Source organism: Bengtsoniella intestinalis, from assembly GCF_039719005.1.
Taxonomy (GTDB): domain Bacteria; phylum Bacillota; class Clostridia; order Oscillospirales; family Oscillospiraceae; genus Oscillibacter; species Oscillibacter intestinalis.
This window is the reverse complement of record NZ_CP133584.1, coordinates 1,243,577-1,267,956: the sequence shown is the minus strand read 5'-3', so window position 1 is coordinate 1,267,956 and position 24,380 is coordinate 1,243,577. Positions and strand designations below refer to the sequence as shown.

The 24,380-nt window shown below is 50.0% G+C and carries 20 protein-coding genes, 2 tRNA genes and 2 pseudogenes; 11 read left to right on the top strand and 13 right to left on the bottom strand.

The genetic code is table 11. The annotated features are described in order from the left end of the window. Positions 1 to 70: 70 nt before the first annotated feature. The 7 genes from RFF05_RS06100 to RFF05_RS06070 all read right to left on the bottom strand — a co-directional run bounded on the left by RFF05_RS06100 (position 71) and on the right by RFF05_RS06070 (position 6,816). Positions 71 to 1,738: an ATP-binding protein gene (locus tag RFF05_RS06100; RefSeq protein WP_409969482.1), complete on the bottom strand. Its 1,668-nt coding sequence runs from the start codon at positions 1,736 to 1,738 to the stop codon at positions 71 to 73. Between the two features lie 4 nt (positions 1,739 to 1,742). After that, entirely contained in the window at positions 1,743 to 2,408 is a 666-nt protein-coding gene (locus RFF05_RS06095) for a response regulator transcription factor (protein WP_409969481.1), read from the bottom strand. A 126-nt stretch (positions 2,409 to 2,534) separates the two neighbouring features. Next, complete coding sequence (phoU, locus tag RFF05_RS06090) at positions 2,535 to 3,185, bottom strand: phosphate signaling complex protein PhoU (RefSeq protein ID WP_409969480.1); 651 nt, start codon at positions 3,183 to 3,185, stop codon at positions 2,535 to 2,537. Continuing rightward, a complete protein-coding gene (gene pstB, locus RFF05_RS06085; protein ID WP_409969479.1) occupies positions 3,185 to 3,949 on the bottom strand; it encodes a phosphate ABC transporter ATP-binding protein PstB in 765 nt (254 codons plus the stop codon). The genes phoU and pstB overlap by 1 nt, the downstream gene beginning before the upstream one ends. Positions 3,950 to 4,073: 124 nt before the next feature. Continuing rightward, the gene (gene pstA / locus RFF05_RS06080) at positions 4,074 to 4,928 is read right to left on the bottom strand and encodes a phosphate ABC transporter permease PstA (RefSeq protein ID WP_409969478.1); all 855 of its coding nucleotides are present in this window, start codon (positions 4,926 to 4,928) and stop codon (positions 4,074 to 4,076) included. Between the two features lies 1 nt (position 4,929). Next, on the bottom strand, positions 4,930 to 5,793 hold the full coding sequence (gene pstC, locus RFF05_RS06075; protein ID WP_409969477.1) for a phosphate ABC transporter permease subunit PstC: 864 nt from the start codon (positions 5,791 to 5,793) through the stop codon (positions 4,930 to 4,932). Positions 5,794 to 5,964: 171 nt separating this feature from the next. Beyond that, entirely contained in the window at positions 5,965 to 6,816 is an 852-nt protein-coding gene (locus RFF05_RS06070) for a phosphate ABC transporter substrate-binding protein (RefSeq protein ID WP_409969476.1), read from the bottom strand. A 594-nt stretch (positions 6,817 to 7,410) separates the two neighbouring features. Between RFF05_RS06070 and RFF05_RS06065 the strand changes: the two genes are divergently transcribed. Then, complete coding sequence (locus RFF05_RS06065; protein WP_409969475.1) at positions 7,411 to 8,076, top strand: IS30 family transposase; 666 nt, start codon at positions 7,411 to 7,413, stop codon at positions 8,074 to 8,076. A gap of 7 nt (positions 8,077 to 8,083) precedes the next feature. Further along, positions 8,084 to 8,413 (top strand): IS30 family transposase, encoded by a 330-nt coding sequence (locus RFF05_RS06060; RefSeq protein ID WP_409969474.1) that lies wholly within the window; start codon positions 8,084 to 8,086, stop codon positions 8,411 to 8,413. 789 nt (positions 8,414 to 9,202) lie between these two features. Here the strand turns inward: RFF05_RS06060 and RFF05_RS06055 are convergent. The 4 genes and pseudogenes from RFF05_RS06055 to RFF05_RS06040 all read right to left on the bottom strand — a co-directional run bounded on the left by RFF05_RS06055 (position 9,203) and on the right by RFF05_RS06040 (position 15,509). Beyond that, a complete protein-coding gene (locus RFF05_RS06055; protein ID WP_409969473.1) occupies positions 9,203 to 9,790 on the bottom strand; it encodes a TetR/AcrR family transcriptional regulator in 588 nt (195 codons plus the stop codon). Further along, positions 9,759 to 12,817 (bottom strand): annotated as a pseudogene (locus tag RFF05_RS06050) (efflux RND transporter permease subunit). Before RFF05_RS06050 ends, RFF05_RS06055 begins: the two are co-directional and overlap by 32 nt. A gap of 57 nt (positions 12,818 to 12,874) precedes the next feature. Beyond that, on the bottom strand, positions 12,875 to 14,068 hold the full coding sequence (locus RFF05_RS06045) for an efflux RND transporter periplasmic adaptor subunit (protein ID WP_409969472.1): 1,194 nt from the start codon (positions 14,066 to 14,068) through the stop codon (positions 12,875 to 12,877). 193 nt (positions 14,069 to 14,261) lie between these two features. After that, entirely contained in the window at positions 14,262 to 15,509 is a 1,248-nt protein-coding gene (locus RFF05_RS06040) for a hypothetical protein (protein WP_409969471.1), read from the bottom strand. A gap of 402 nt (positions 15,510 to 15,911) precedes the next feature. Between RFF05_RS06040 and nrdD the strand changes: the two genes are divergently transcribed. The 8 genes from nrdD (at position 15,912) to RFF05_RS06000 (ending at position 22,433) form a co-directional block, all read left to right on the top strand. After that, the gene (gene nrdD, locus RFF05_RS06035) at positions 15,912 to 18,074 is read left to right on the top strand and encodes an anaerobic ribonucleoside-triphosphate reductase (RefSeq protein WP_409969470.1); all 2,163 of its coding nucleotides are present in this window, start codon (positions 15,912 to 15,914) and stop codon (positions 18,072 to 18,074) included. Between the two features lie 186 nt (positions 18,075 to 18,260). After that, positions 18,261 to 18,782 (top strand): anaerobic ribonucleoside-triphosphate reductase activating protein, encoded by a 522-nt coding sequence (nrdG, locus tag RFF05_RS06030; protein ID WP_409969469.1) that lies wholly within the window; start codon positions 18,261 to 18,263, stop codon positions 18,780 to 18,782. Positions 18,783 to 19,001: 219 nt separating this feature from the next. Beyond that, positions 19,002 to 19,508 (top strand): hypothetical protein, encoded by a 507-nt coding sequence (locus RFF05_RS06025; RefSeq protein WP_409969468.1) that lies wholly within the window; start codon positions 19,002 to 19,004, stop codon positions 19,506 to 19,508. A gap of 18 nt (positions 19,509 to 19,526) precedes the next feature. Then, entirely contained in the window at positions 19,527 to 21,203 is a 1,677-nt protein-coding gene (locus tag RFF05_RS06020; protein ID WP_409969467.1) for a carbon starvation protein A, read from the top strand. Between the two features lie 152 nt (positions 21,204 to 21,355). Then, positions 21,356 to 21,443: transfer RNA gene (locus tag RFF05_RS06015), tRNA-Ser, on the top strand. A gap of 28 nt (positions 21,444 to 21,471) precedes the next feature. Then, positions 21,472 to 21,564, top strand: a tRNA-Ser gene (locus RFF05_RS06010). 159 nt (positions 21,565 to 21,723) lie between these two features. Further along, positions 21,724 to 21,894, top strand: a complete 171-nt coding sequence (locus tag RFF05_RS06005; RefSeq protein ID WP_409969466.1) for a hypothetical protein — start codon at positions 21,724 to 21,726, stop codon at positions 21,892 to 21,894. A gap of 29 nt (positions 21,895 to 21,923) precedes the next feature. Continuing rightward, a complete protein-coding gene (locus RFF05_RS06000; RefSeq protein ID WP_409969465.1) occupies positions 21,924 to 22,433 on the top strand; it encodes a hypothetical protein in 510 nt (169 codons plus the stop codon). A gap of 114 nt (positions 22,434 to 22,547) precedes the next feature. On the opposite strand, the gene RFF05_RS05995 is transcribed toward RFF05_RS06000, so the two are convergent. Beyond that, the gene (locus tag RFF05_RS05995) at positions 22,548 to 22,889 is read right to left on the bottom strand and encodes a DUF86 domain-containing protein (protein WP_409969464.1); all 342 of its coding nucleotides are present in this window, start codon (positions 22,887 to 22,889) and stop codon (positions 22,548 to 22,550) included. Then, positions 22,876 to 23,220 (bottom strand): nucleotidyltransferase family protein, encoded by a 345-nt coding sequence (locus tag RFF05_RS05990; RefSeq protein WP_409969463.1) that lies wholly within the window; start codon positions 23,218 to 23,220, stop codon positions 22,876 to 22,878. Before RFF05_RS05990 ends, RFF05_RS05995 begins: the two co-directional genes overlap by 14 nt. 106 nt (positions 23,221 to 23,326) lie before the next feature. Here RFF05_RS05990 and RFF05_RS05985 point away from each other — a divergent pair. Beyond that, positions 23,327 to 23,872: pseudogene (locus RFF05_RS05985) on the top strand (recombinase family protein). Positions 23,873 to 24,380 lie beyond the last annotated feature (508 nt).

Genomic DNA, 24,380 nt, shown 5'->3' with positions numbered 1-24,380 from the left:
GCAAGCACCCCTGCGCTAGCAGAAAAAACAAAAAAGCCGTTGCAGAACTTCCATTCTGCAACGGCTTTTTTCATAACAATTCCTCTGGACATTTAGGGAACATCACTGTGAAGGTGCTACCCACACCTTCTTGGCTTTCTAGGCCAAGCTCCGCCCCCAAATAGGCGGCACCGTGCTTGACGATAGACAATCCCAGCCCCGTGCCACGGCTAGAACGGCTGGAATCCAGACGGAAAAATCGTTCAAACACACGCTTTTGTGCATCTAGTGCGATGCCCACACCTGTATCGGTAACCTGCAAGCAAATCTCCTCTGCCACGGCATGGAGATGAACAATTACCTTGCCACCCTCATTATTATAGGCGATGGCATTGTCGCACAGATTGTACACCACCTCGTCCACCACAGGGGGCAGACCGTGAATTTTTTGGGAAGATCCGTCTAAAATAAAGGTCACATTTTTTTGCTGAGCCGCAGTTTGGAGCCGTGCTGTTACATCACCCACCACCTGCCACAAATCCACCACTTCCCAATGGGCACCCATTTCCCCTTCGTCCAAACGAGAAATTTTGATGATGTCATTGACAAGACGGATGAGTCGTTCACTCTCCGTATGAATGTTGGTTGCAAAACGGGGCACATCCTCTGGTTTGACAAAGCCTTCTTTGATGATTTCTGCTGTGCCTAAAATGGCGGTCAGCGGTGTTTTCAGTTCATGGGACACATTGGCGGTAAACTCACGGCGGAGACGGTCACGATGCTCTTTTTCCGTGATATCGCGGATAATTAGCACCGCACCACTGCCCACCTTCCCCTCTTGAACAGGGCTTGCAATCAGCTCTAAACAGCTGTCTTGACCCTCTGTGGTCAAATAACAGCTATGGCCTTGCTGGGTTTGCTCCACACACTGGCGCAAGGCGCTATTGCGGCTTAATTCCAGCACATGAATATCACGGTTGCGGCTATTTTCCGTGCCAAAAAGCTCCAAGGCCGCACGGTTGCTACTGAGCACCATGCCCATGCCATCTAGCACCACCAAGCCTTCACGCATATTTTCTGTGATGGCTTCAAATTCCTCTTGCCGTCGGGTCAGCTGTTGCATCTGGTGGCGAATTTGCCGACGCTGTGACCGCAATTTTTGCAGCAGTGGGGTCAATTCCTCGTCCGCATCTTCGATGGAGGGGTTAGACAAATCTATGGCATTGATGGGGCGCACCAGTGCATTGGCAATCCGCCGTGCCAGAAAAAATGCCAGCACAGCCACCAAACACAGCACCACAATCATGGGGCGCACTGCCTCTAGCAATACCTCCCACACGGTGTATAGGCCGTCGGACACACGGAGAATGGACCCATCGTTTAGCGCCACCGCGTAATACACGGTGGTTTCGTCTAAGGTGTAAGAATAACGGATGCTGTCTCCAGACCCTGCCTCTGTTGCCTCTATGATTTCTGGACGCTCACTATGGTTTTCCATGGTTTGGGCGTCGCTTTGGCTATCAAAGAGCACAATCCCATCTGCATCCACCCATGTCACACGACTCACATGGTCGGTATCCTCCAGAAAGTCCATGCCCATTTCTTCCACCCCATGGGCGATGTAACGGGCTTGGACTTCCAATTGTTCGTTTAAGGTTTCTTGGGTGTGGCTGTGCAAAAAGCCCACCACCACCATAAGCCACAGAACCATCGTGCCACAACAAATGGCACAGATGGCTCTGAAAATACGTTTACTCATGGGCTTATTCCCCGATTTTATAGCCGTAACCTCGGACGGTTTCAATTGCGCCGCCTGCCACGCCTAACTTTTGTCGGAGGGTACGAATATGGACATCTACAGTACGGGTTTCCCCGGTGAAGGCATAGCCCCACACGCTTTCAATCAAACGTTCACGGCTTAATACTTGCCCACGGTTTTTTAGTAACAGGCATAGCACCTCAAACTCTTTTTGGGTCAAAGTGATTTCTTCCCCATCCACGCTGACCAAATGGCGGGTGGCATCTACGCTCAAACTGTCCACAATGTACAAGTTCTCAGAGGTGTCTTGGGTGCGACGCAAAAGCGCGCGGATCCGAGAGAGCAGTTCCATCATACCAAAGGGCTTGGCCATGTAATCGTCGGCACCGCTGTCTAAACCCAACACCTTGTCATACTCACTGCCCTTGGCGGTGAGAAGCATGACAGGGAGTTTTTGGGTGCGGCTGTTGCCACGGATTTTTTTCAAAATGCTCAGGCCGTCTTCTTCTGGGAGCATCCAGTCTAAGAGCACCAAAGAAGGGATTTGTTCTTCCATAGCCTTCCAAAATCCAGAGGGGGCTTCAAATCCACGGGCCTCCATGCCTTGGCTATTCAAGGTATAGAGCACAAAATCCCGAATGCTGTTGTCGTCTTCTAATAGGTAAATCATATGTGAAACCTCCTTTTTTCAAGTGAATAGTTTTGTAGGGGAGGGGTTCCATCCCCCTCCCGTTCCACCAAGGCATTTGCATATTCTGACGGGAGGGGGCAGAGCCCCTCCCCTACGATTTTTACTTCAATTCCCTTCGGGATGCACGCCTGTGATGGAATATTCCACCCATTCTGCCACATTGGTGGCGTGGTCGCCGATGCGTTCTAGGTATTTGACCACCATCAGCAAGTCCAATGCCCCAGAAATGGAGGCCGCGTCAGACTTCACCATGGTTTCCAGTTCGCCCTTGATTTGGTCAAACAGGGTATCCACCACGTCATCGTCAGCCATGACTTTGCGCGCCAAATCAATATCTTTGCGGACAAAGGCATCAATGCTTTCGGTAACCATTTTGATGACAGCCTTGGTCATGTCGGCAATGTGCAAATTGGTGGAGTCCAGAGGGATGTTGATGTGCTCGGTGAGCTCAGCAATGTCAGCGGCTTGGTCGCCAATGCGTTCCAAGTCGGAAATCATTTTCAGCGCCGCAGAAATCTCACGCAAGTCAGAAGCCACAGGTTGTTGATGCAACAACAGCTTAAAGCACAGGGCTTCAATTTCGCTTTCCAGACGATCGATTTCTTGTTCGGCTTCCATGGCCTTTTTCACCAGTGCTTGGTCGCCAGTGAGCAGTGCCTTTGCGGCGGCATTGATGGCATCTTCGCAGAGGGCACCCAGTTGAATCAGGGTGGTGTGTAACAGCTTCAGTTGTTCTTCAAATCTTGTTCTAGGCATTATCCAAATCTCCCTGTAATATAATCTTCGGTACGTTTGTCGGTGGGTTTTGAGAAAATGGTTTCGGTGTCGTCAAACTCCACCAAATCCCCCAAGAGGAAAAACGCAGTCTTATCTGCCACACGGGCGGCTTGTTGCATATTATGGGTGACCATAATAATAGTATAATCCTTTTTCAGCTCCAATGCAAGGTCTTCAATCTTAGAAGTTGAAATAGGATCCAGTGCGGAAGTGGATTCGTCCATCAGCAGGATGTCAGGCTTCACAGCCAAGGCACGGGCGATGCAAATCCGTTGTTGTTGGCCACCAGACACACCCAGAGCAGAGCGCTTCAAGCGGTCTTTCACTTCGTCCCAAATGGCGGCACTGCGGAGAGATTCTTCCACGATGTCGTCCAGTTGTGCCTTGTTTTTGATACCGTGGGTACGGGGGCCGTAGGCCACGTTGTCGTAGATAGACATGGGGAAGGGATTGGCCTTTTGGAACACCATGCCGATGTTTTTGCGCAGCAGGGTCACGTCTTGGTCGGGGCGATAGATTTCTTCCCCACGGTAGAGGAGCGAGCCATCGATTTTTACCCCTTCCACTAAGTCGTTCATACGGTTGATGGTGCGCAAGAAGGTGGATTTACCGCACCCAGAAGGGCCAATGAGGGCGGTGATTTCCTTTTCAGGAATATCCAAGTTGATATTTTTCAATGCGTGAAATTCGCTATAATGCAGATTTAAGTTGTTGGCACTAATAATGCCTTGGGTAGTAGACATAGTATCAGCCTCTTTTCAGAATTTTATTGGTTCATTTAGGGACAGGCTTCCATGCCTGTCCGTTCCCCACGGGAGGGGATGGAACCCCTCCCCTACAATGGGGTTGGGCAGGTGCGTATGGGTTTTATTGATTCTTCTTTTTCAATTTGGCTTGTGCCAGCTTAGTGGCACCGTTAATGGCGAACACCAAAATCAGTAGCACCGCGGCAATGGCGAAGGCCACGTCGAAGTCAGCACGTTCGCTGGCGTACATATACAACGCAACAGACAAGGTGCCACCGCCACTTTGGTAGGCGGAAATCACGTCCTTGGCAATGGCGGTGCCCATACCAGCGGTGAATAATAGTGCGGCAGATTCGCCCACGATGCGACCCACAGCCAGAATACAGCCAGTGACGATGCCATCGATGGAAGAAGGCAAGATGATGGTGCGAATCATGTGCCACTTGGTGGAACCCAAGCCCAGAGCGCCTTCGCGGTAGCTCAGGGGCACGGTTTTCAGGCTCTCTTGGGTGGTGCGGACAACCGTTGGCAGGATGACGATGGCCATGGTGAGCGCACCAGACAGCAGGCTGACTTTAAAGCCCAGTTGACGGGCGAAAAACAACATACCCACCAGACCATAGATGATGGAGGGGATGCCAGCCAAGGTTTCGGTGGCAAACTCCACGGCACCAATAAAGCGGCGGTTCTTGGCATATTCCGTCATATAGACGGCGGCGCCTACCCCGATGGGCAGGGCAATCAAAACGGTGAGGAACACGATGTACAAGGTGTTTAAAATATTGGGCAGGATGCCGATGTGGTCTTGGCTGTGAATTGGGCCAGTGGACAGCAAATCCCAAGTCAAATGGGGCAGGCCACGGTAGAAAATATAGCCAATGAGAAGCACCAAAATCCCAACGGTGAGGGTGGTACATAAATACACCAAGGCTTTGAGCCCATGGGTATAGAGATTGCGTTTTGTGTTGTGATTCATGTTAGTTGTGCTCCTTTTTCAAGAAGTGGTTCAGCAGGGCATTGATAATCATAATGAAGCAGTAGAGCACCAGTGCGATGCTGAACAGTGCCCGTTCTTGCAGACCAGAAGCGTAGCTCATTTCACTGGCCACAGCGGTGGTCAAGAAGCGAACACTGGTGAAAATACCGGGCATATTGGCCACGTTCCCAGCCACCATCATGACGGCCATGGCTTCACCGATGGCACGGCCAACCCCCAGCACCACGCCAGCCACAATGCCACTTTTGGCGGCAGGCACGCTGACACGGAACACGGTTTCAATTTCGTTGGCACCCAGTGCCAAACTGGCTTGCTCGTATTCTTCAGGCACAGCCAGAAGAGCAGTTTCGCTGACGGTGATGATGCTAGGCAAAATCATAACCGCCAACACTAAAATGGCAGAGAATAAGGTGGCACCACTGGGCAAAGAAAAGGCTTTTTGCACAGCAGGCACCAGCACCATCATACCAATCAGACCATAGACCACGCTGGGGATCCCTGCCAGCAGTTGCACAGCAGGACGGATGACCACCACGGTTTTCTTGCTTGCCAACTTGGAGAGATAGATGGCAGTGAGCAAGCCAACAGGCACACCGATGACAATGGCACCCAAGGTACCCCACACAGAGGTGAGGATGAAGGGCAAAATGCCAAACAGTGGCGTAGAGGCGGTGGATTTCCAGACTTGACCTAAGAAAAAATCGCTGGCACCAATTTCAAAAATGGCAGGTAGACCAGAATAAATCATGTAGGCGGTGATAAAGAGAACGCATCCAATGGACACCATACCACAGACGAGGAAAATGGTATTCATGGTTTTCTCTATGAGTTTTTTAATCTTCACTTTCTATAACCTCGTTTCACCATGAAAAGCTACAAGGGCTCCCCTTGTAGCTTTTCATGTTATTTAAGGGTTTTTTTATAAGGCGGGCGACCACAGGTCGCCCCTACAATTATCTCGGCACCCTGTAGGGGCGACCTGTGGTCGCCCGTTTTCAGGTGCAGTAGATAACAATTAAACGGTGGGGACAGCGCCAGCGTTGGAAATCAGTTCGCTTGCATCAGCGCTCAGCACGAAGTCATAGAAGCCTTGTGCAGCGGCGCTCAGAGCGGTGCCGTCCACGGTGACGAAGTTGAAGTTACGTTGGAACTTGTAGCTGCCGTCTTGGATGTTGGCTTCGTTGGCTTCCACACCTTCGATGGTCAGAGCCTTCACAGTGTCAGACACAGAAGCAACGGAAGCGTAGCCGATGGCGTACACGTTTTGTTGCACAGCGCCGATGACACCGCCGGTGGAGGACAGTTCTTGTTCGTAGACGCAGTCTTCCACGCCAACGATGGATTCGAAGCCGTCACGGGTACCAGAACCAGCTTCACGGCCAATGAGCACGATGGGGGAATCGTCGCCACCCAGGTCAGCCCAGTTGGTGATTTCGCCAGAAGCGATAGCGGCCACGTCTTCAACGCTCAGGTCAGCCACGCTGTTGTCGTTGTTGACGATGATGGCGATGCCGTCGATGGCGAACACAGTACCAACAGTGCCGTAATCGGTGGTTTCGGATTCCTTCACGTCACGACTTGCAAGGCCGATGTCATAGTCGCCAGAAGCGGCAGACTTCACGCCAGTGGAAGAACCAGTGGGGTCATAAGTAATGGTCACATCGGGGTTTGCTTCGCAGAAGATTTCAATTGCGCTCAGGATGACGCTTTCCACAGAAGTGGAACCGCCCACGGTGACAGTGCCAGACAGGCCAGCAACTTCGGTGGTGGTTTCGGTAGCGGTGGTGCTTTCGGTGGTGGAAGAGCAACCTGCCAGCATAGCCACGCTCATGGTCGCTGCCAGCAAAATAAATAGAGCCTTTTTCATTCTATAATTCTCCTTAAAATTCGTTTCATGTTTTTTACGTTTCGTTAGTAGCTCTTGGCTACAGTTGTTAGTATACGACATCCAATGTAAAATCCGTTACCATGGGAATGTAAAGTATATGTAAAGTCCTATATTGTGGCATTTTGCATAAAAACAGCAGATTTTCAACGTTTTTCCTGTCTGTTTTTCAACAAGGTATGACTTTTTTCCAGTGATTTCCAGATGTAAAGCGGTTTTGTAAAGGATTTTACTTGAAGGGCGTGCGTTTTTTCTCTTCCTGTAGGGGCTTTCTGCTACCGCAGGGGCTTTTTCCCACTGCCGTGGGGGCTGCTGCCGCAGGGGCTTTCTTCGCCCCCGACCCTTGTAGGGGCGGCTATTAGTCGCCCGTGGAAATCAATTGCAATTTGCTTCACCCTATGGGAGTTTTCTTTTGATAAACTTTTTCGCCACTCCCGTGGGGGGCGCTCGCCGCGCGGGCGTTACTTTGCAAAGGGCGAATATACACTGTAAGTGCAACAGTAAAAAAATAAATGACTCATTGAGAAAAATCATGTATCATGGTGTTAGCGGACAACATGAAAGGAGATTCTCTCAATGAATCATTATCAACATCTTAACATAGAAGAAAGAGAAAATCTATTATTATTTTTGTATGAAAAGAAAAGTTTGCGTTTTATAGCCCAAGCGATGGGGCGAAATGTATCTACAATTTCTCGAGAAGTAAAACGAAATAGAAATCAAAATACAAAAGAGTATTCGGCGGTAAAAGCTGAGCAAAAATATCATGTACGACGAAAAAAATGTCGCCGCCACGCGAAGCTAGACAACCCAATTGTATATAAGAAAATCAAAGAGTTATTCATTGAGAAACAGTGGTCACCAGAAGAAATTCAAAACCGTTTATTCTTTGAAAATTCACCAATTCAAATCAGCTATACCACAATTTACAGGGCTATTTATGCTGGGAAATATGACACATTACAAGAGAAGAGATCGAAAGGAAATAAGGGCGCAAAACGGCATCTTCGACACAGAGGAAAGCCGAGAGGGCAAAAACCAAGAGGAAAAGTGGTGATTTCAAACCATTTAGACCAACGTCCAGATGCGGCCAACAAGCGAGAACGACTGGGTGATTTCGAAGCAGATACTGTAGCTGGCAAAAAAGGCGGTGCCTGCTTGTTAACGTTGAATGACCGATTATCACGAATTGTGTTCATAGCCAAATGTCAGAGAAAAATTGCTGCTGAGGTGGCAGCTTAGAGAAAATATGATTGCTATTTTCTCTAAGCTGCCACCAGAAATGCGCCATACCATCACGCCAGACCGAGGCGTGGAGTTTACAGACCACGCCGATGTGACAGCAGCGCTAGGCATGGAGTTTTACTTTCCAAAACCGCATGCCCCGTGGGAGCGTGGAACCAACGAAAATAGCAACGGCCTCATTCGAGAATACATTCCCAAGCGCAGCGACATTGCACCATTATCCGATGCATTTATTCAAGATGTCGCCTACAAACTAAACACGAGACCCCGCAAATGCCTTGGTTGGAAAACTCCTCTCGAAGTCTTTTATAACAAAGTGTTGCACTTGACTTGACAATTCGCCAGATGCAAAGTAACCAAAAATCTTGCACGTGGCGGCTGACCACTTGTGGTCAGCCGTCTCACGTGCTCCCATTGTATACAGATGGTGCGTGTGAGTGGGTTCGGTGCTATTGGGGCGTCTGGCTCACATCCGTTCGGCTTATCGTGTGGGATGGGCGAACCAACGCTGATTGCTGCCGCACGCAACTCGTGCGATGACATAGTACCACGCATGGAAGGTGCCTAAGATTGTGGACGTCGATGGGTGCGGTGGCGTTGGGGAGGCGCTGACCTGCGGTCAGCTTGATGTTGGGTGGTGCTGGCACCCTTGTAGGGGCGACCTGTGGTCGCCCGTCTTACCCAACGCCACCAATCTATACCCCACATACATCCTAGGCACCCCAAAAAAACCGCACCCTTTCCACCGCATCTCCTCAACAGGGCGAAGCCCGAAAGGATACTTCGCGTCAAATCAGGCCAACCCGTGCCGTTCAAAAAACCAAAGCATTCCAGTGATGAACCCCCGTAAAAGCCCCTTTTTTCACTCGACCGCAGTCGTCGTGAAAAAATCGTTTTTTGGTTCTTTTTGTCGATACAAAAAGAACGCCCCACCGGCAGGTGACCGCCCCGTAGGGGCAAAATCCAACAAAGAGGTGGGGAACGGGCGACCACAGGTCGCCCCTACGATGGGATAGGGGGAACAGCCGTCTGGCAAAACACCGCCCCGTAGGGGCAAAAAACCGCATTGACTAGGCCAAAGCCCAACCAATGCGGTTTCACACACACTATATTATATTGTATCTCAGGGATTTTTCAGTCCAGTGAACACCATGTCTACGGCTTTTTCCATGCCTTGGTCTATTTGTGCACGGTTCAATCCCCACACCAGCTGCATACTGGGCAGACTTTGGAGCACCACTGGTGCCACATCTAAATCAAGATCTTGGCGGATTTCGCCAGTCTCTTGTCCTTGGCGCAACAGCCCAGCAATCTCAATCTCCACCCGTTTTGTAAAGCCTTTGATATGGTCTTCCACCATGTTACGCAGGGCATCGCTATTATCCACGCTTTTGCTGGCCAAATTCCCCATAACCTCCACCATAGACATATAGCCACAGATGGTTTTGCAATAGGCAACCATTTTTTCTTCTATGGTGTCGTCGCCTTGGAAGCAGGTCATCGCCCTTTCCTCCATGTCGCTGATAAACTGGACGCAGGCTTCGCTAAGCAGTTGGTTTTTGGAGGGAAAATACTCATAAATGGTGGATTTCCCAATGCCTGCACTTTTGGCAATGTCACTCATAGAGGTGCCGTCAATGCCATTTTTTTGGAATTCTCCATAGGCGGCATTTAAAATCTCAAGCTTGCGCTTCTGGCTGATCTTGGACATCAGGCAATTCCTCCTGCTTATTTTTACGGAAAATAAAGCTTTCAAACCCATCGATGATGCTGTAATACACAGGGGTAAAGAGCAAGGTCACCACAGTGGCAACCACCATGCCTGTCATCATGACAATGGCCATGGGTTGCATCATTTCAGCACCTTCGCCTGTGCTGGTCGCCATGGGAATCAGCCCCAAAATGGTGGTCAGGGTGGTCATCAGCACAGGGCGCACACGGCGTGGGCAGGCGTTTAAAATGGCGTCTACCTTAGACTCGCCACGGTTGCGTCGGATTTTGATATAGTCCACCAACACGATGGACGAGTTGACCACCACACCAGAGAGCATAATCACACCCACGAAGGAAATGATGGAGATTTTCATGTCGAAAAACACTTGGGTGGACAGTGAGCCAATCAATCCAACTGGCAAAATCATCATGACGATGATGGGCATGAAGAAGGATTCAAATTGAGACGCCAGCACGAAGAACACCAACCCCAGCGCCACCACCAAGGCATAGCCAAGGCTTTCAAAAGACTCCATGGTTTCTTCTGATTCACCGCCCACGTCCACACGGACACCGTCGGGCAGTTCGTAAGCCGCCACCACAGCCTCCACAGATTCTGCAATGCCAGTGGCATCATCGGTGCGGGAGTCGCCCGTGATGGTCAGCACCCGTTCTTGGTTGGTACGGGTGATGGATTGGGGGGACATTTCCACCGTCACATCGGCAATCATGTTCAGTGGCACCGAGGTGCCATAGGCGGTGGTGATGGACATGGATTTCAGCGCATCTAAGCTATCGCCAGCCCCAGCGTCGCCTTTGACCATCACCGACAGTTCTTCCCCGTCCACTTTCAAGGTGGTGGCAGAGCTACCAGAGAGTTGGCTCAGCACGTCCACACCCACGGTATACGAGGTCAAACCATAGGCGGCAGCTATATCACGGCGGAGCTTGATGGCCACTTCTGGCACTTCTTCCGAGGCGGAAGAGACCACATTGGTGGCATCGGGGATGAGGGCAATGGCTTCTGCCAAGCCGTTGGCGGTTTCTTCTAGCAAGTCTTCATCGTCCCCAGAAACGGTGATGGAAATGGCAGTGCCTGTGAGGGAGGACATATCCATGCCACCCGAGGAGGACACGGTGATGTCGGCCCCAGCAATGTGGGCGATGTCGGCTTGGATTTGCGCCACAATGTCGTCAGCAGAGCGTTCACGCTCTTCTTTGCCCACCAAATTGATGGTGACAGAGCTGTCGTTACTGGTGGAGGTGGATAGGCCAGAGCTACCGATGGTATAGTAACAGCTTTCCATTTCTGGCACCGTTTCCGTTACCACTTCCATGACCCGATTGGTAATCAGTTGTGACTCGTCAGTTTCAGCCCCCGTAGGCACAGAAACGGTGATGGCCACCGTACTTTGGTCAATGGAGGGTATCATTTCAAAGCCAGCTTGGACAATGGCATAACCAAAGCCCCCCACCAAAGCAATGGAAATCACCATGGCAATGACTCGGTGGGTGATGAAATATTGGAGTTGATTGCGATAGCCAGTCAAGAAGCGATTGGTCATAGACTTGGGCTTTTTGCTCTCCACAATGGCGGTCATTTTGGCTTGGTCACGCTTGCTATGCCCCAGCAAATGGTAACACAGCACAGGCACAATGGTCAGCGAGACCACCAAGCTGGTGGCAATCAAGGTACAAATGGTCAGGCAGAAATCATAGAAAATCATGCCCACAATGCCGTCGGTCAAGCCTAAGGGCAAGAACACGGCAATGGTGGTCAAGGTGGAGGCGGAAATGGACAGGGCCACTTCCCCAGTGCCTTGGGTACAGGCATCGTAATTGTTGGCGCCATCGGCTTTGTAGTGGAAAATATTTTCCAGCACCACGATGGAGTTATCCACAATCATACCCACCCCCATGGCGACCCCCCAAGGCTCATCATGTTCAGGGTAATGCCCAACAACTGCATCACCAAGAACACGGCGATGATACACATGGGCATGGTGATGGCAATGACCAAGGTGGCGCCCCAGTCACGGAGGAAAATCAGCAACACCAAGGCGGCAAAAATCACGCCATACAAAATATTAGTGACGGCACTGTCTACAGATTGGTTGATGAAGTCGCTTTGATCCATGACGCAGACCCATTCCACTTCGGGGGCTTCTGCGCTGAGGGTTTCCATTTCAGCCAGCACCGCTTCTGCCACTTCCACAGTGTTGACACCAGACTGTTTGTTCACAGAAAGGATGACACTTTCTTGGCCGTTGACAATGGCAATGGTGGATTGGGTTTGGGGTTCTAAAAACACATCTGCCACTTCGCCCAAGCGAATGGTGCCACCTGTGGGAAGCATCAAAAGTGTGTCTTCAATTTCGTCTACGCTGGCAAATTCCCCATCGGTGCGGACGGTCAAGGTGTTGGCACCAGAGTTGACGCTACCAGCAGGCAGGGAGATGTTTTCCGCCGCCAAGGTTTGGGAGATTTGGGTCAAAGAAAGGCCATACCCAGAGAGCTTTTCACTGAAGGTTTCCACAGTAATTTGGTTGGAGTAGCCACCCATTGTGTCCACAGAGGCCACCCCAGAAATCCGTTCTAGGGCAGGGCTCACCGTATCGTCGGCAATGGTTTGCAAGGTGGGCAGGTCACTGCCTGTCAAGGCCAGCACAGCTACAGGCATGGCATCGATGTCGATGGACATGACCATAGGGGAGGAGGCGCTGTCTGGCAGGTAGGCCGACACCATGTCCACGTTTTCACGCAGGTCGGTGAGGGCGGAGTCAAGGTCGGTATCGTCGGTAAAATACAAGATGACCATGGACATCCCTTCGCTGGAAATGGAGGACATTTCTTCCATGCCAGAGACAGAGGCGCAGGCGGCTTCTAAGGTGTGAGTCACCAGACTTTCCACCTCTTGGGGACCTGCGTCATAGGTGGCATACACCAAGGCTACAGGCACTTCCATGTCAGGGAGCAGAGACAAGGGCAGTTCACTAAAGCCCATAACCCCAAAAATGGCAACCATGACACAGGCCATAATGGTGGTGACACGATGCTTGATACAAAAGGCGGCAAATTTCATTTATGCGGCCTCCTCGTCTATGACGTCGGTTTCGGTTTCAATGGTTTCGTCCACAATGGTTTCGTCCACCAAGTCGGTGCCATCATCGGTTTCAAACGCGCTGATGCTCACCAGCGCACCGTCAGACAGATAGCTTTGCCCACGGGTGACCAAGGTTTCGCCCCCCACCAGACCAGAGGTGACCTCGGTGTGGGTGGTGCCGATTAAATCGGTGGTGATGACGATGCGGCTGGCCGTGTCGTCATCGTTGACGATGTACACGCATTGCTCTTCCCCTTCGGTCAAAATAGTTTCTGTGGGGATTAAAACCGTGTCGTAATGGGCATTGGTGGAAAAGGTGACACGGGCAAACATACCAATGGCAGCATTGGTGCCAGCAGGCAGGTCGATTTGCACTTGGTACAGCGCGGTGCCTTGGCTGACAGAAGAAGCCACCCCTGCCACGGTGCCTTCTAGGGTGTCGCCACCCAAGGCAGAGATTTCAAGCTTGACGCTGTCTCCAATTTTAATGCTGGGTTGCAGTGTTTCAGACACGTTGACCACCACTTGCAAGGTAGACATTTCTTCCACAATCACCGCCACAGAGGTGTTGGTGGTCATCACCCCTGCCGTCACAGCCACGTAGGTGACAGTGCCAGAGATAGGGGCGGTGACGGTAGGGCTTGCCATCACGTCAAGCACGGTGTCCAACCCCATTTGTGCCAAAGTGGTTTCACGGCTGGTGGTCAATTGGAGCAAGCCCAGTTCCGCTTGCTCGATGGTGCTCAGGCTTACGCCACCAATTTCGTACAAGGCGTAGAGGTTGGCAATGGTTTTTTCCGTGTCTTCCACTTGGGCATCCAACATGGCTTTGGTCAAGTCATACATATCCAAGGCGGTTTCATACAAATCGTACAAATCAGAGGTATCCATGGTGAACAAGGGATCTCCCACTTCCACGGTATCACCTGATTGGACATAAACGGTTTTCACCTTGCAAGCCGTTTCAGGCATCACAGGGATGGAGCGACTAGAGGCCACAGACCCCGAAACTTGGCTTTCCACAAACAAGTCCCCACGCTCCACGGTGGCAACCTCCACAGCGGTGACGGTGGGAACCGCTTCTTCCACCACAGTTTCCTCTGTGGTGGTCTCACAGGCCACCATGCTCAATGCCATGGCGGCCAGACAAATCAAAGATACAATACGTTTCATAGTTTAAAAACCTCTTTCTTAACGTGGGGGTGGTATTAAGCAAAGTCAGACAACACACAGCAAGTCGTAGGGACAGCCCTTGCGGCTGTCCGTTCCCCAAGTTGTGAGTCATGGAACAAAGGTGCTTCATACATCGGGAGACGGACAGGGGCAAGCCCTGTCCCTACGCAATTTCAGCAGATTTCAATCAAAATCAGACGATTCCGTAGGTAGTCGCCCAGATGTAGTCTCTATATTCTGTGAACAGATTCAGCTCTGCTTTGAACAAATCGCTTTCGGCTGCCGCCACATTATCTAAGGCGGTGTTATATTCTTCTTCAGAGCTCATGCCCAGTTCGTAGGACTTGGCGGTGATTTCCAAGGCACGGTTTTGATAGGCCACCGTGTCTTCTGCCACGGAGACCAAGCGGCTCATTTCAGGGACAGTGATACAGGTTAAATAGTAGTTGGCCTTGAAATTATCGATGGCGACCACCCAATTGCGCTTATATGTAGTGCTGCCCACATTGGTGAAGTACTCAGCTTCGGCATTCATGTAGGCTTCATTTTGGTTCATGGCTTTGGTCAAGTTGCTCTCATAATCCACCGCCGCCAATTCTTCTTCTGTTGGCATGGTCAGAGGATAGAGATACAATTCCCCAGTGCGCTCCATACCCACCATGCCTTCTAGTGTCATTTTGGTGGTGCGGACTTGGAAGTCTAGGGTTTCTTTGGCGCTTTCCAATTGTCGAAGCTGATATTCCATGGTTTCCAGCTCAAACAAAGAGATTAAACCACGGTCATATTGGGTTTGGAACAATGCCACAGCCCGTTCCATGGCGGCAATACCGCGGTCAATATCGCCCATGGCATTTTCCATGGTGACAATGGCGATGTACAAACTTTCTGCCCCTTTGACCACTTGATTCATAGAGGTGTTAAGGGTGTTTTTCGTGGTTTCGATGGTGGTGTCTAAGGTGAGAGCGCTGGATTCATAGCTGGCAATGTCCAATTCCAAGCTGGCGATGTCATAACCTAGCATGGAGTAAATGCCAGCATAGAGCACCACCAAGGCGTTGTTGATGTCACTGACACCAGACACGCTTCCCTCGTCAGTGGACAGGCTGACGGTAGGGGATGAGAGAAAGAGGCTTTGCAATTCAGACAGGCCAGATTTCATGGTTTCTAGACCTGCAACAATTTCATATAAATCATCAGCATCCATTTCCCCAGCGTCAGAGCTAACGGCTTTTAAATAGTCTATGGTATAGTTATACTCCAGCACCACCGTGCGCATATCCTCAAAATGCAAAGCCGTGGCACGGTTTTCTGGTTCCACCGTCAAGCCGGCGTATTGAATAGAGGAGGCGGTGATGGTTTGGGTTTGGTCACTGGCAATGGCAGAGGCCGTCATGGTGACCACCAGCGCGCCGCACAGACACAGAGAGAGCAATCGTTTCATAGGGTTTCCTTTCTATCAGCGGACGACCACAGGTCGCCCCTACAACGGTATACATATACAATATAGTATACATTCAATGTACAACAATTTACAAAAGCCGACCGAACGGTCGGTCGGCTTTTTAGAGTATAGTATTTTTATAAGGTTTTGTCAAGGGGAATTCTGCATAAATTCTTCATCATTTCCGCGCACCCTGTCAAAATTGCCAAAGCTATACACAAAAATTTTACGGTTTTGTTGCAAAAACCTCTTGCAATCTCTTGTAGGTAGGGTTAGAATAGAAACACTAGATATTGTGTTTTATATTAACACTGCACCGCAAAGTCTAGTGACACACTAGGTTTTCAGCGGTTAAACAACGCTCCAATAGAGGACAATGAGAAAGAAAAAGAGGTTTTTACTATGCGCATTTTAAAGCGAAACGGCACAGAGGTAGAGTTTGATATCACCAAAATCATCGTGGCCATCACCAAGGCCAACGAGGCCACCTTAGAAGCCGCCCAAATGACCCCCCTGCAAATCCAACGCATTGCCCAAAGCGTAGATTTGGCTTGCCAAAAACTAGGCCGTGCCCCTTCTGTGGAAGAAGTGCAAGACTTGGTGGAACAACAAATCATGGCACACGGCGCTTTCGAAGTGGCCAAGGCCTACATCACCTATCGCTACGTCCGCTCTCTGGTGCGCCAAAGCAACACCACCGACGAAAAGATTTTAAGCCTCATCGAATGTTGCAACGAAGAAGCCAAGCAAGAAAACTCCAACAAAAACCCTGTGGTCAACTCCACTCAACGGGACTATATGGCCGGCGAAGTATCCCGAGACATCTCCAACCGTGTCCTCTTGCCACAAGAAATTGTACAAGCCCACGACGACGGCATCATCCACTTCCACGACACCGACTACTTTGCCCAACATATGCACAACTGCGACTTGGTAAACCTGCAAGATATGTTGCAAAACGGCACCGTCATCACAGGCACCATGATTGAACGCCCCCATAGCTTCTCCACCGCCTGTAACATCGCCACCCAAATCATCGCCCAAGTGGCCTCTAACCAATACGGCGGTCAATCCATTTCTTTGGCACACCTTGCCCCCTTTGTGCAAGTGAGCCGCGAGAAAATCCGCACCGTTGTCCGCCAAGAGCTAGACAGCGTGGGTCTCCATGCCGACGACGAAAAGTTCCACACCTTGGTGGAAGCACGCCTCCGTGACGAAGTGCGCCGTGGGGTGCAAACCATTCAATACCAAGTGCTGACTCTGCTGACCACCAACGGACAAGCACCCTTTGTCACCGTGTTTATGTACTTGAACGAAGCCCAAAACGAACAAGAGAAAAAAGACTTGGCACTGATCATCGAAGAAACCTTGGAGCAACGTTATCGTGGCGTGAAAAACGAAGAAGGCGTCTGGGTCACCCCAGCCTTCCCCAAGCTGATTTACGTGCTGGAAGAAGACAACATCAACGAAGATGCCGACTTCCACTACTTGACCCGTCTGGCTGCCAAGTGTACTGCCAAGCGTATGGTGCCTGACTATATTTCTGAGAAGAAAATGATGGAATACAAAGAAGGCAACTGCTTCCCCATTATGGGTTGTCGCTCCAACCTGAGCCCATGGAAAGACGAAAACGGCAAGTATCAATTCTACGGTCGTTTCAACCAAGGTGTGGTCACCCTCAATTTGGTGGACGTGGCTTTGTCTTCTGGCGGCAACATCGACAAATTCTGGAAGGTGTTCGATGAACGTCTGGAACTGTGCTACCAAGCTTTGATGTGCCGTCACAACCGTTTGAAGGGCACCACCTCTGACGTGGCCCCCATTCTGTGGCAATACGGCGCCATCTCCCGTTTGGAAAAAGGCGAAGTCATCGACAAACTGTTGATGGACGGCTATTCCACCATCTCCCTAGGCTATGCTGGGCTGTACGAATGCGTGAAATACATGACTGGCAAGAGCCACACCGATGAAACTGCCACACCGTTCGCCATCAAAGTCATGGAATACATGAACGAGGCCTGCAACCGTTGGAAGGCTGAAACCACCATCGGCTTTGGCATCTACGGCACCCCCTTGGAATCCACCACCTACAAATTTGCCAAGAGCCTGCAAAAGCGCTTTGGTATCATTGAAGGGGTCACCGACAAAAACTACATCACCAACAGCTATCACGTCCACGTCAGCGAAGACATCGATGCCTTTGCTAAACTGGGCTTTGAAGCCAAGTTCCAACACCTGTCCACTGGTGGCGCCATCAGCTATGTGGAAGTGCCCAATATGCAAGACAATTTGGACGCTGTACTCTCCATCATGCGCTATATTTACGACAATATTATGTATGCCGAGCTAAACACCAAGTCTGACTATTGCCAAGTCTGTGGCTATGATGGGGAAATCCTCATCAAAGAAGATGTGGATGGCAAACTGATTTGGGAATGCCCCCACTGCAAAAACCAAGACCAAAACAAAATGAACGTGGCACGTCGCACCTGTGGCTACATTGGCTCTCAATTCTGGAACCAAGGCCGCACCCAAGAAATCTACGATCGAGTGATGCACCTGTAATTTTCCCATCCCAATTACGCATTGCCTAACCTTGCGGGCGACCACAGGTCGCCCCTACCCCGTACTCCCATGAAATTTTGTAGGGGACGGCGTCCTCGACGTCCCTCCCCGTTTCCCACACATTCGGTAGGGGCGCCCAATGGGCGCCCGTTTCCCATCCCACAACCACAAAAGGAGATGATTCCCTTGCACTATGGCGCCATTAAAACCAACGACATTGCCAATGGCATCGGGGTTCGCACAAGTTTGTTTGTCTCTGGTTGCACCAATCAATGTCCTCGCTGCTTCCAGCCTGAAACATGGGCCTTCGACTATGGCACCCCCTTCACCCAAGAGACCATAGATTTCATTTTAGATAGCCTCGCCCCCTCCCACATCCAAGGGTTATCCCTGTTGGGCGGCGAGCCTATGGAGCCAGCCAATCAGGCAGGATTGTTGCCCTTGGTGCAATCCGTGAAAGCACGCTACCCCCAAAAAACCATCTGGTGCTATACAGGCTTCACCTTAGAACAGCTCCAAACCCAAGCGCCCCATCCTCGCTGTGACGGGACAGATGCGTTGCTCTCCTATTTAGATGTATTGGTGGATGGACGCTTTGTGGAGGCACTCAAAGATATCCGTCTGCGATTCCGCGGCAGTAGCAACCAACGCTTAATTGACGTGCCTGCTACGCTGTCAAAGGGTGAAGTTGTACTGTGGAACGGGTGATTTCTTTGGTTAGTTTCCTTAAACATCAGAATAAAACTTTGTCAGAATGCTACAAAAATCGTCCGATTTTTGTAGCATTCATAAATTATACATAATTTTGGAAAAACCTATTCACAAATCATTTTTGTAGGTGTATACTATAGCTTGCAAAACAACAGCAACAACAACTGGTCGATTTATATTCAATCGCTATGCCCCAAGGAAGGACTGTACGAATCTATGGAATTAACAGCCCGTTTAGAGCGGATGCTCAAGGCCTACTCCCACTACTACGACATCGAGCAAGACAGCGCCTTGTGCCACGGTTTTGCCGCCACTGCCATCTATCATCTCAGAGATGAAAACTACATTTTAAACAAGGCCAACACGGTCTACGCCACCGAGCAACACGAATACGTGTACTTCGCCGTGGCAGAGCACGTAGACAAAGCCCAAGCCCAGCACTGGATTGACCAATCTCGCACCCAAGGGCTCAAGCTAATTCACCCCCACAAAGAGCATATGTTTTCCTACGTCACATTGATGGTCATTGCCAATACCATTGACGCTGATGCCAAAAAACTGCTCAAACGCTATACCTATAGCAAGCAATATCGGCTGTCGCTCCATGGCTGGATGGAGTATCATATAGCAGCAATGGAAGTAGAAACAATGAGCTTTCTATCCAATCCAGTCGGGAAGAAAGCTCGACAGAACCTCAGAGAAAACTTTGCCTCTGAGGTGTAATGAGAAGGGAGAACTCATATGAACGCTCTGGTTATTCTAGTCGTTAGCATCGTTGTTCTTTGCTTAGGGTATCTGTTTTATGGCAGATGGCTGGCAAAAGAATGGGGTGTAGACGTCACCCGCGAAACCCCTGCACACACCATGGCCGACGGCGTGGACTACTGTGCTGCAAAGGCACCTGTTGTGTTGGGGCATCACTTTGCCTCTATCGCAGGCGCTGGTCCTATCAGTGGTCCTATCGCTGCCGCTATCTTTGGTTGGTTGCCTGTTATGTGTTGGATTCTCATCGGCGGTATCTTCTTTGGTGCCACCCATGACTTTGCGGCTCTGTTCGCATCTGTCCGTCACGAAGGTAAATCCATCGGTCACATCATTGAAATGAACATCGGTCGTCGTGGCAAGCGCTTGTTCCTGGTCTTCGCTTACCTGACCCTGCTTCTGGTGGTTGCTGCATTCGGCTCCATCGTGGTTGGTACCTTTGCTTCTGGTTCTGGCGATGCTCTGAATCTGGCAAACGGCCGTACCGCTTCCATTTCCATGCTGTTCATCGTGCTAGCTGTGGCTTTTGGCTTCTTTGTCTATCGCCGCAATGCACCTCTGGGCATTTCCACTGTGGTTGGCGTCATTGGCCTGATTCTGTGTATCGTTATCGGCTACAACGCACCTATCCACATGACCTCTACCTTCTGGATGGGCTTTGTTATGGTGTATATCCTGGTGGCATCTGTCACCCCTGTGTGGATTCTGTTGCAACCTCGTGACTACCTGAACTCCTTCTTGCTGTATGGCATGTTGATTCTGGCAGTTGTGGGCGTCGTGGCTGCTCACCCCACCATGGCTCTGCCTGCTTTCACTGGCTGGACTGGTATCAACAATACCTCTTCCACCACCCTGTTCCCCTACCTGTTCATCACCGTGGCTTGTGGTGCTATCTCTGGCTTCCACTCCTTGGTGGGCTCTGGTACCACCTCCAAGCAACTGGACAACGAAAAAGACTGTATGAACATCGGCTACGGCGGTATGCTCATCGAATGTGTCTTGGCTACCATCTCTGTTATCTGCGTGGGCATTCTGTTCACAGCAGAAGGCGGTATGCCTACTGAAGCAGCAACTGCTGTGTTCGCAAAAGGCGTAGCTGTCATGCTGGAAACCGTTGGCCTGCCCTACGAAGTGATGTACTCTGTGCTGATCCTGGCTGTGTCTGCATTCTGCTTGACCTCTCTGGACACCGCTACTCGTCTGGCTCGCTATATGTTCCAAGAATTCTTCATGGACGAAGGTCAAACTCTGGAAGATTTGACTGGCATCAAGAAGACTCTGGCCAACCCCTATGTGGCAACTGCAATCACCGTGGCTCTGGGTGGCTCTTTGATGGGCGACTACACCTTGATTTGGCCTTTGTTCGGTGCTTCCAACCAACTGTTGGCTGCTCTGGCTCTGTTGGCTTGTGCTTCTTGGCTGGGCAACATCGGCAAGAACAACAAAATGTTCATGTTCCCCATGTGCTTCATGCTGATTGCTACTTTGACCTCTTTGGTCACATCCACCTTCATTCCTCAATTGACCAGCTTGATGGCTGGCTTCACTCTGGCTGCTGCCCTGCAAGTGTTCTTCTCTGCAGCTCTGGTGATCTTGGCTGTGATTCTGGCTATCGAAGGCTTCCAAACTCTCAGCAAACAAGCTGCTAAGAAATAAGCTTGCTTTCTAAGTTTCCTAGCCACCGTCCTTCTCAATAGAAGGACGGTGGCTAAAAAAATCAAATTTCCTAGCAAAATATATTGACAAACCGGCCTCACCATGCTATACTCCTATAAGTGTCCAGTGAGGAACGCATCGTCCATACAGCTGGAGAGATGTCCGAGCGGTTGAAGGAACCAGTCTTGAAAACTGGCGATGTGCAAGCATCCGTGGGTTCGAATCCCACTCTCTCCGCCACCTTTTACTACACGAAAACTGCATATTTGGAGAAGTACCCAAGAGGCCGAAGGGGCTCCCCTGCTAAGGGAGTAGGCTGGATAAAACTGGCGCGAGGGTTCAAATCCCTCCTTCTCCGCCAAAAAATCCGAAGTAGATTTATCTACTTCGGATTTTTTACTTATTACTTCTTCACTATTCACTTTTCACTACGTTGTACAGGATTTTTTGGAAGTAATAAGTAATAGTGAAGAGTGAAAAGGTATGGGGCGGAGAACGGTTGCGGTTTCAGTATGGGCAAATGATTTCATTTGAAGGGGGTGTAACCCCTCGAACTCCCCCGGATGTTGCAAAGTTGGAGGTTAGCTTTGTAGCGGCCTTGCCAGAGGAAAAATATCCAGAATTGATTCAGTATTTGAAAGAACGTCGGCTCTATGTCAGCGAGCCTGTAGAAGTGGAGGAAGAAAAATAATATGTGTTGTCTCTTTGGATTTATGGACTATGGAAATTCCCTGCGCCCTCCACCTGAAATCTCTGCAAACTATGGCAGAGCAGGTGGAGGGTTCCTTTGTCTTTACGGTGTTGGATGAAGAAGATTCGTTGTATTTCGTCCGTGGTGAGAATCCACTCACCATTTATCACTTCCCTAAAAGAGGGATCTATGTCTATGCTTCCACCAAGGACTTGCTAGACAAGGCATTACTCCGCTTTGGGAACTTGGGTGAACATCCCGTGGAAGTGAAGCAACAATGTGGTGACATCCTGAAGCTCACTGCTAATGGAGAAACCCACCGTGCCACCTTCGATGACTCTCACCTATTCACATTGAGCTATTACCCACGGCTTACGTCGTACTACTTCCCTCGTCCTACAGAACAGTCCTATCTGGACGAGCTGAAATCCGTGGCTATGACTTTTGGATATACCCCTGAAGAGATAGACGAACTATACCTGCAAGGCATCACCCCAGAAGAAATCGAAGAGTATTTATATTGTGGGGTCGAGGTGTGACCCATTAGGGTATACCACAGTGGCATAGCAAAAACCCATCCCAATAGGGTTGATTCTGGGCTTTTAGCATATGCCATTTGTCCAGACCACCCTATTGGGACGGTTGTGGTTGTTTTATGAGAGTTGACTTCTACAGAACTCTGCCAGTTGAGGAATGTTTGTCATGGCAGTTTCCCAAATAATTTCACGACTCATACTGCCGTAGCTATGGGCCACCATGTTGCGCATACCTTTCATGGCGTGCCATTGCATTTGGTCACTGGTGGCAGTGCGATATTCTTGAGACAGGCCGCCACTTAGTTCGCCAATCTGCAGAATGCTAAAGGAGACAGACCGTTGATAATCGGCATCGTTATCAAAAATTGCATAGTTCTCACCATAACGAGCGATGGTCTTGGCAATTTCATCGCAATACGCCAAAATACTAGTAATGCGTTGTAAATCAGGCGACAGCATACAGCATCCTCCGTTCTTGCTCCACTTGGCTGCGAAATAAATCTTCACTGGGTAATTTAGTTGGTTGTTCCAAACTTCTCACTGTCAGCAGGTCAATTTTCTTACCCAGCGCAGATTCCAAGTCACAATACAATTGCCCCAACGCAAACAAATTGGTGAGGGTCGTGCCGTCTGTGTCCACAATCAGGTCAATATCGCTTTCTGCGGTGGCGGTGCCACGGGCATAGGAGCCGAACAGATAAACGGCTTTCATGCCATATGCCTTGGCAATGGGGGCAACCAGTTGAGCCAGTTCTTCAATTGTATAAATTCCAGTTGTTTGGGTTGTCATATCGTTCGCCTCACTTTCTTATAAACATCGTACGGTAGATGACTATAGTATACCAATAAAATTTCCATTTTACAACTACAGAATGATTGAATTAAGGAGAAGTCCAATGAAAATCGGCTACATCCGTGTTAGCACGGCAGAACAAAATACCATCCGCCAAGAAGCGTTAATGGAAATCCTTGGCGTAGATGAAGTGTACATCGACCGCATTAGTGGGAAGGATACTAATCGTCCAGAGCTGAAACGACTGCTACAATACGTCCGCTAGGGGGATACCGTAATCGTAGAAAGTATCAGCCGCTTCGCTCGCTATACAAGAGACTTGTTGGATTTGGTGGAACAGTTATCTAGCAAGAACGTCGAGTTTATCTCGCAGAAAGAAGCCATTGATACCTCTATCCCAACAGAAAAGTTCATGCTGACGATTTTCGGTGCCGTGGCAGAGCTTGAACGTGCGTACATCCTCCAACGTCAACAAGAAGGCATTGGAATTGCAAAAGCACAGGGGAAATACAAAGGCAGAAAGCCCATCGATCGCCCCGACTTTGAGCGTGTGGTGGCTAAGTGGCGTAATGGTGACATCACAGCGGTGGAAGCTATGCGACGGCTAGATATGACGGCATCTACGTTTTACCGCAAAGTGCGACAATAATTCTATATAGCTTGCTTTTCTGGAAACTATTTGCTATACTGTAAAGCATATAAAATATAGGATTATCCTGCGAGGGTATGGATGGCTCTAATCCTTCTCCGCCAAAATCATACCCTTCGGGGTATGATTTTTTTTGCTTATAATCTACTGTCGCAGGGGGTCCCCTACGGGGCGGACCACTGCCGTGGGGGCATTCTTTTTTTGTCGAAAAAAAACCAAAAAACGATTTTTTCACGGCGACTGCGGTCGAGTGAAAAAAAGGGCTTTTACGGGGTTCATCGCTGGAGTGCTTTGGTCTTTTGAGCGGCACCGAGAGACCTGATTTGACTCTGCATGACCTGTCGGGCTTCGCCCTGTGAAGGAGATACGGTTGATATGGTACGATTTCTTTGGCGTGCCTAGATTACGGGTATGGTGTGGTGCGGTGGCGCTGGGTGACGCGGACGCGCAATGCGCGCCCCTACAAGGAAATCATCATGCCCGAAGGGCATACCACAACCTTAGGCAC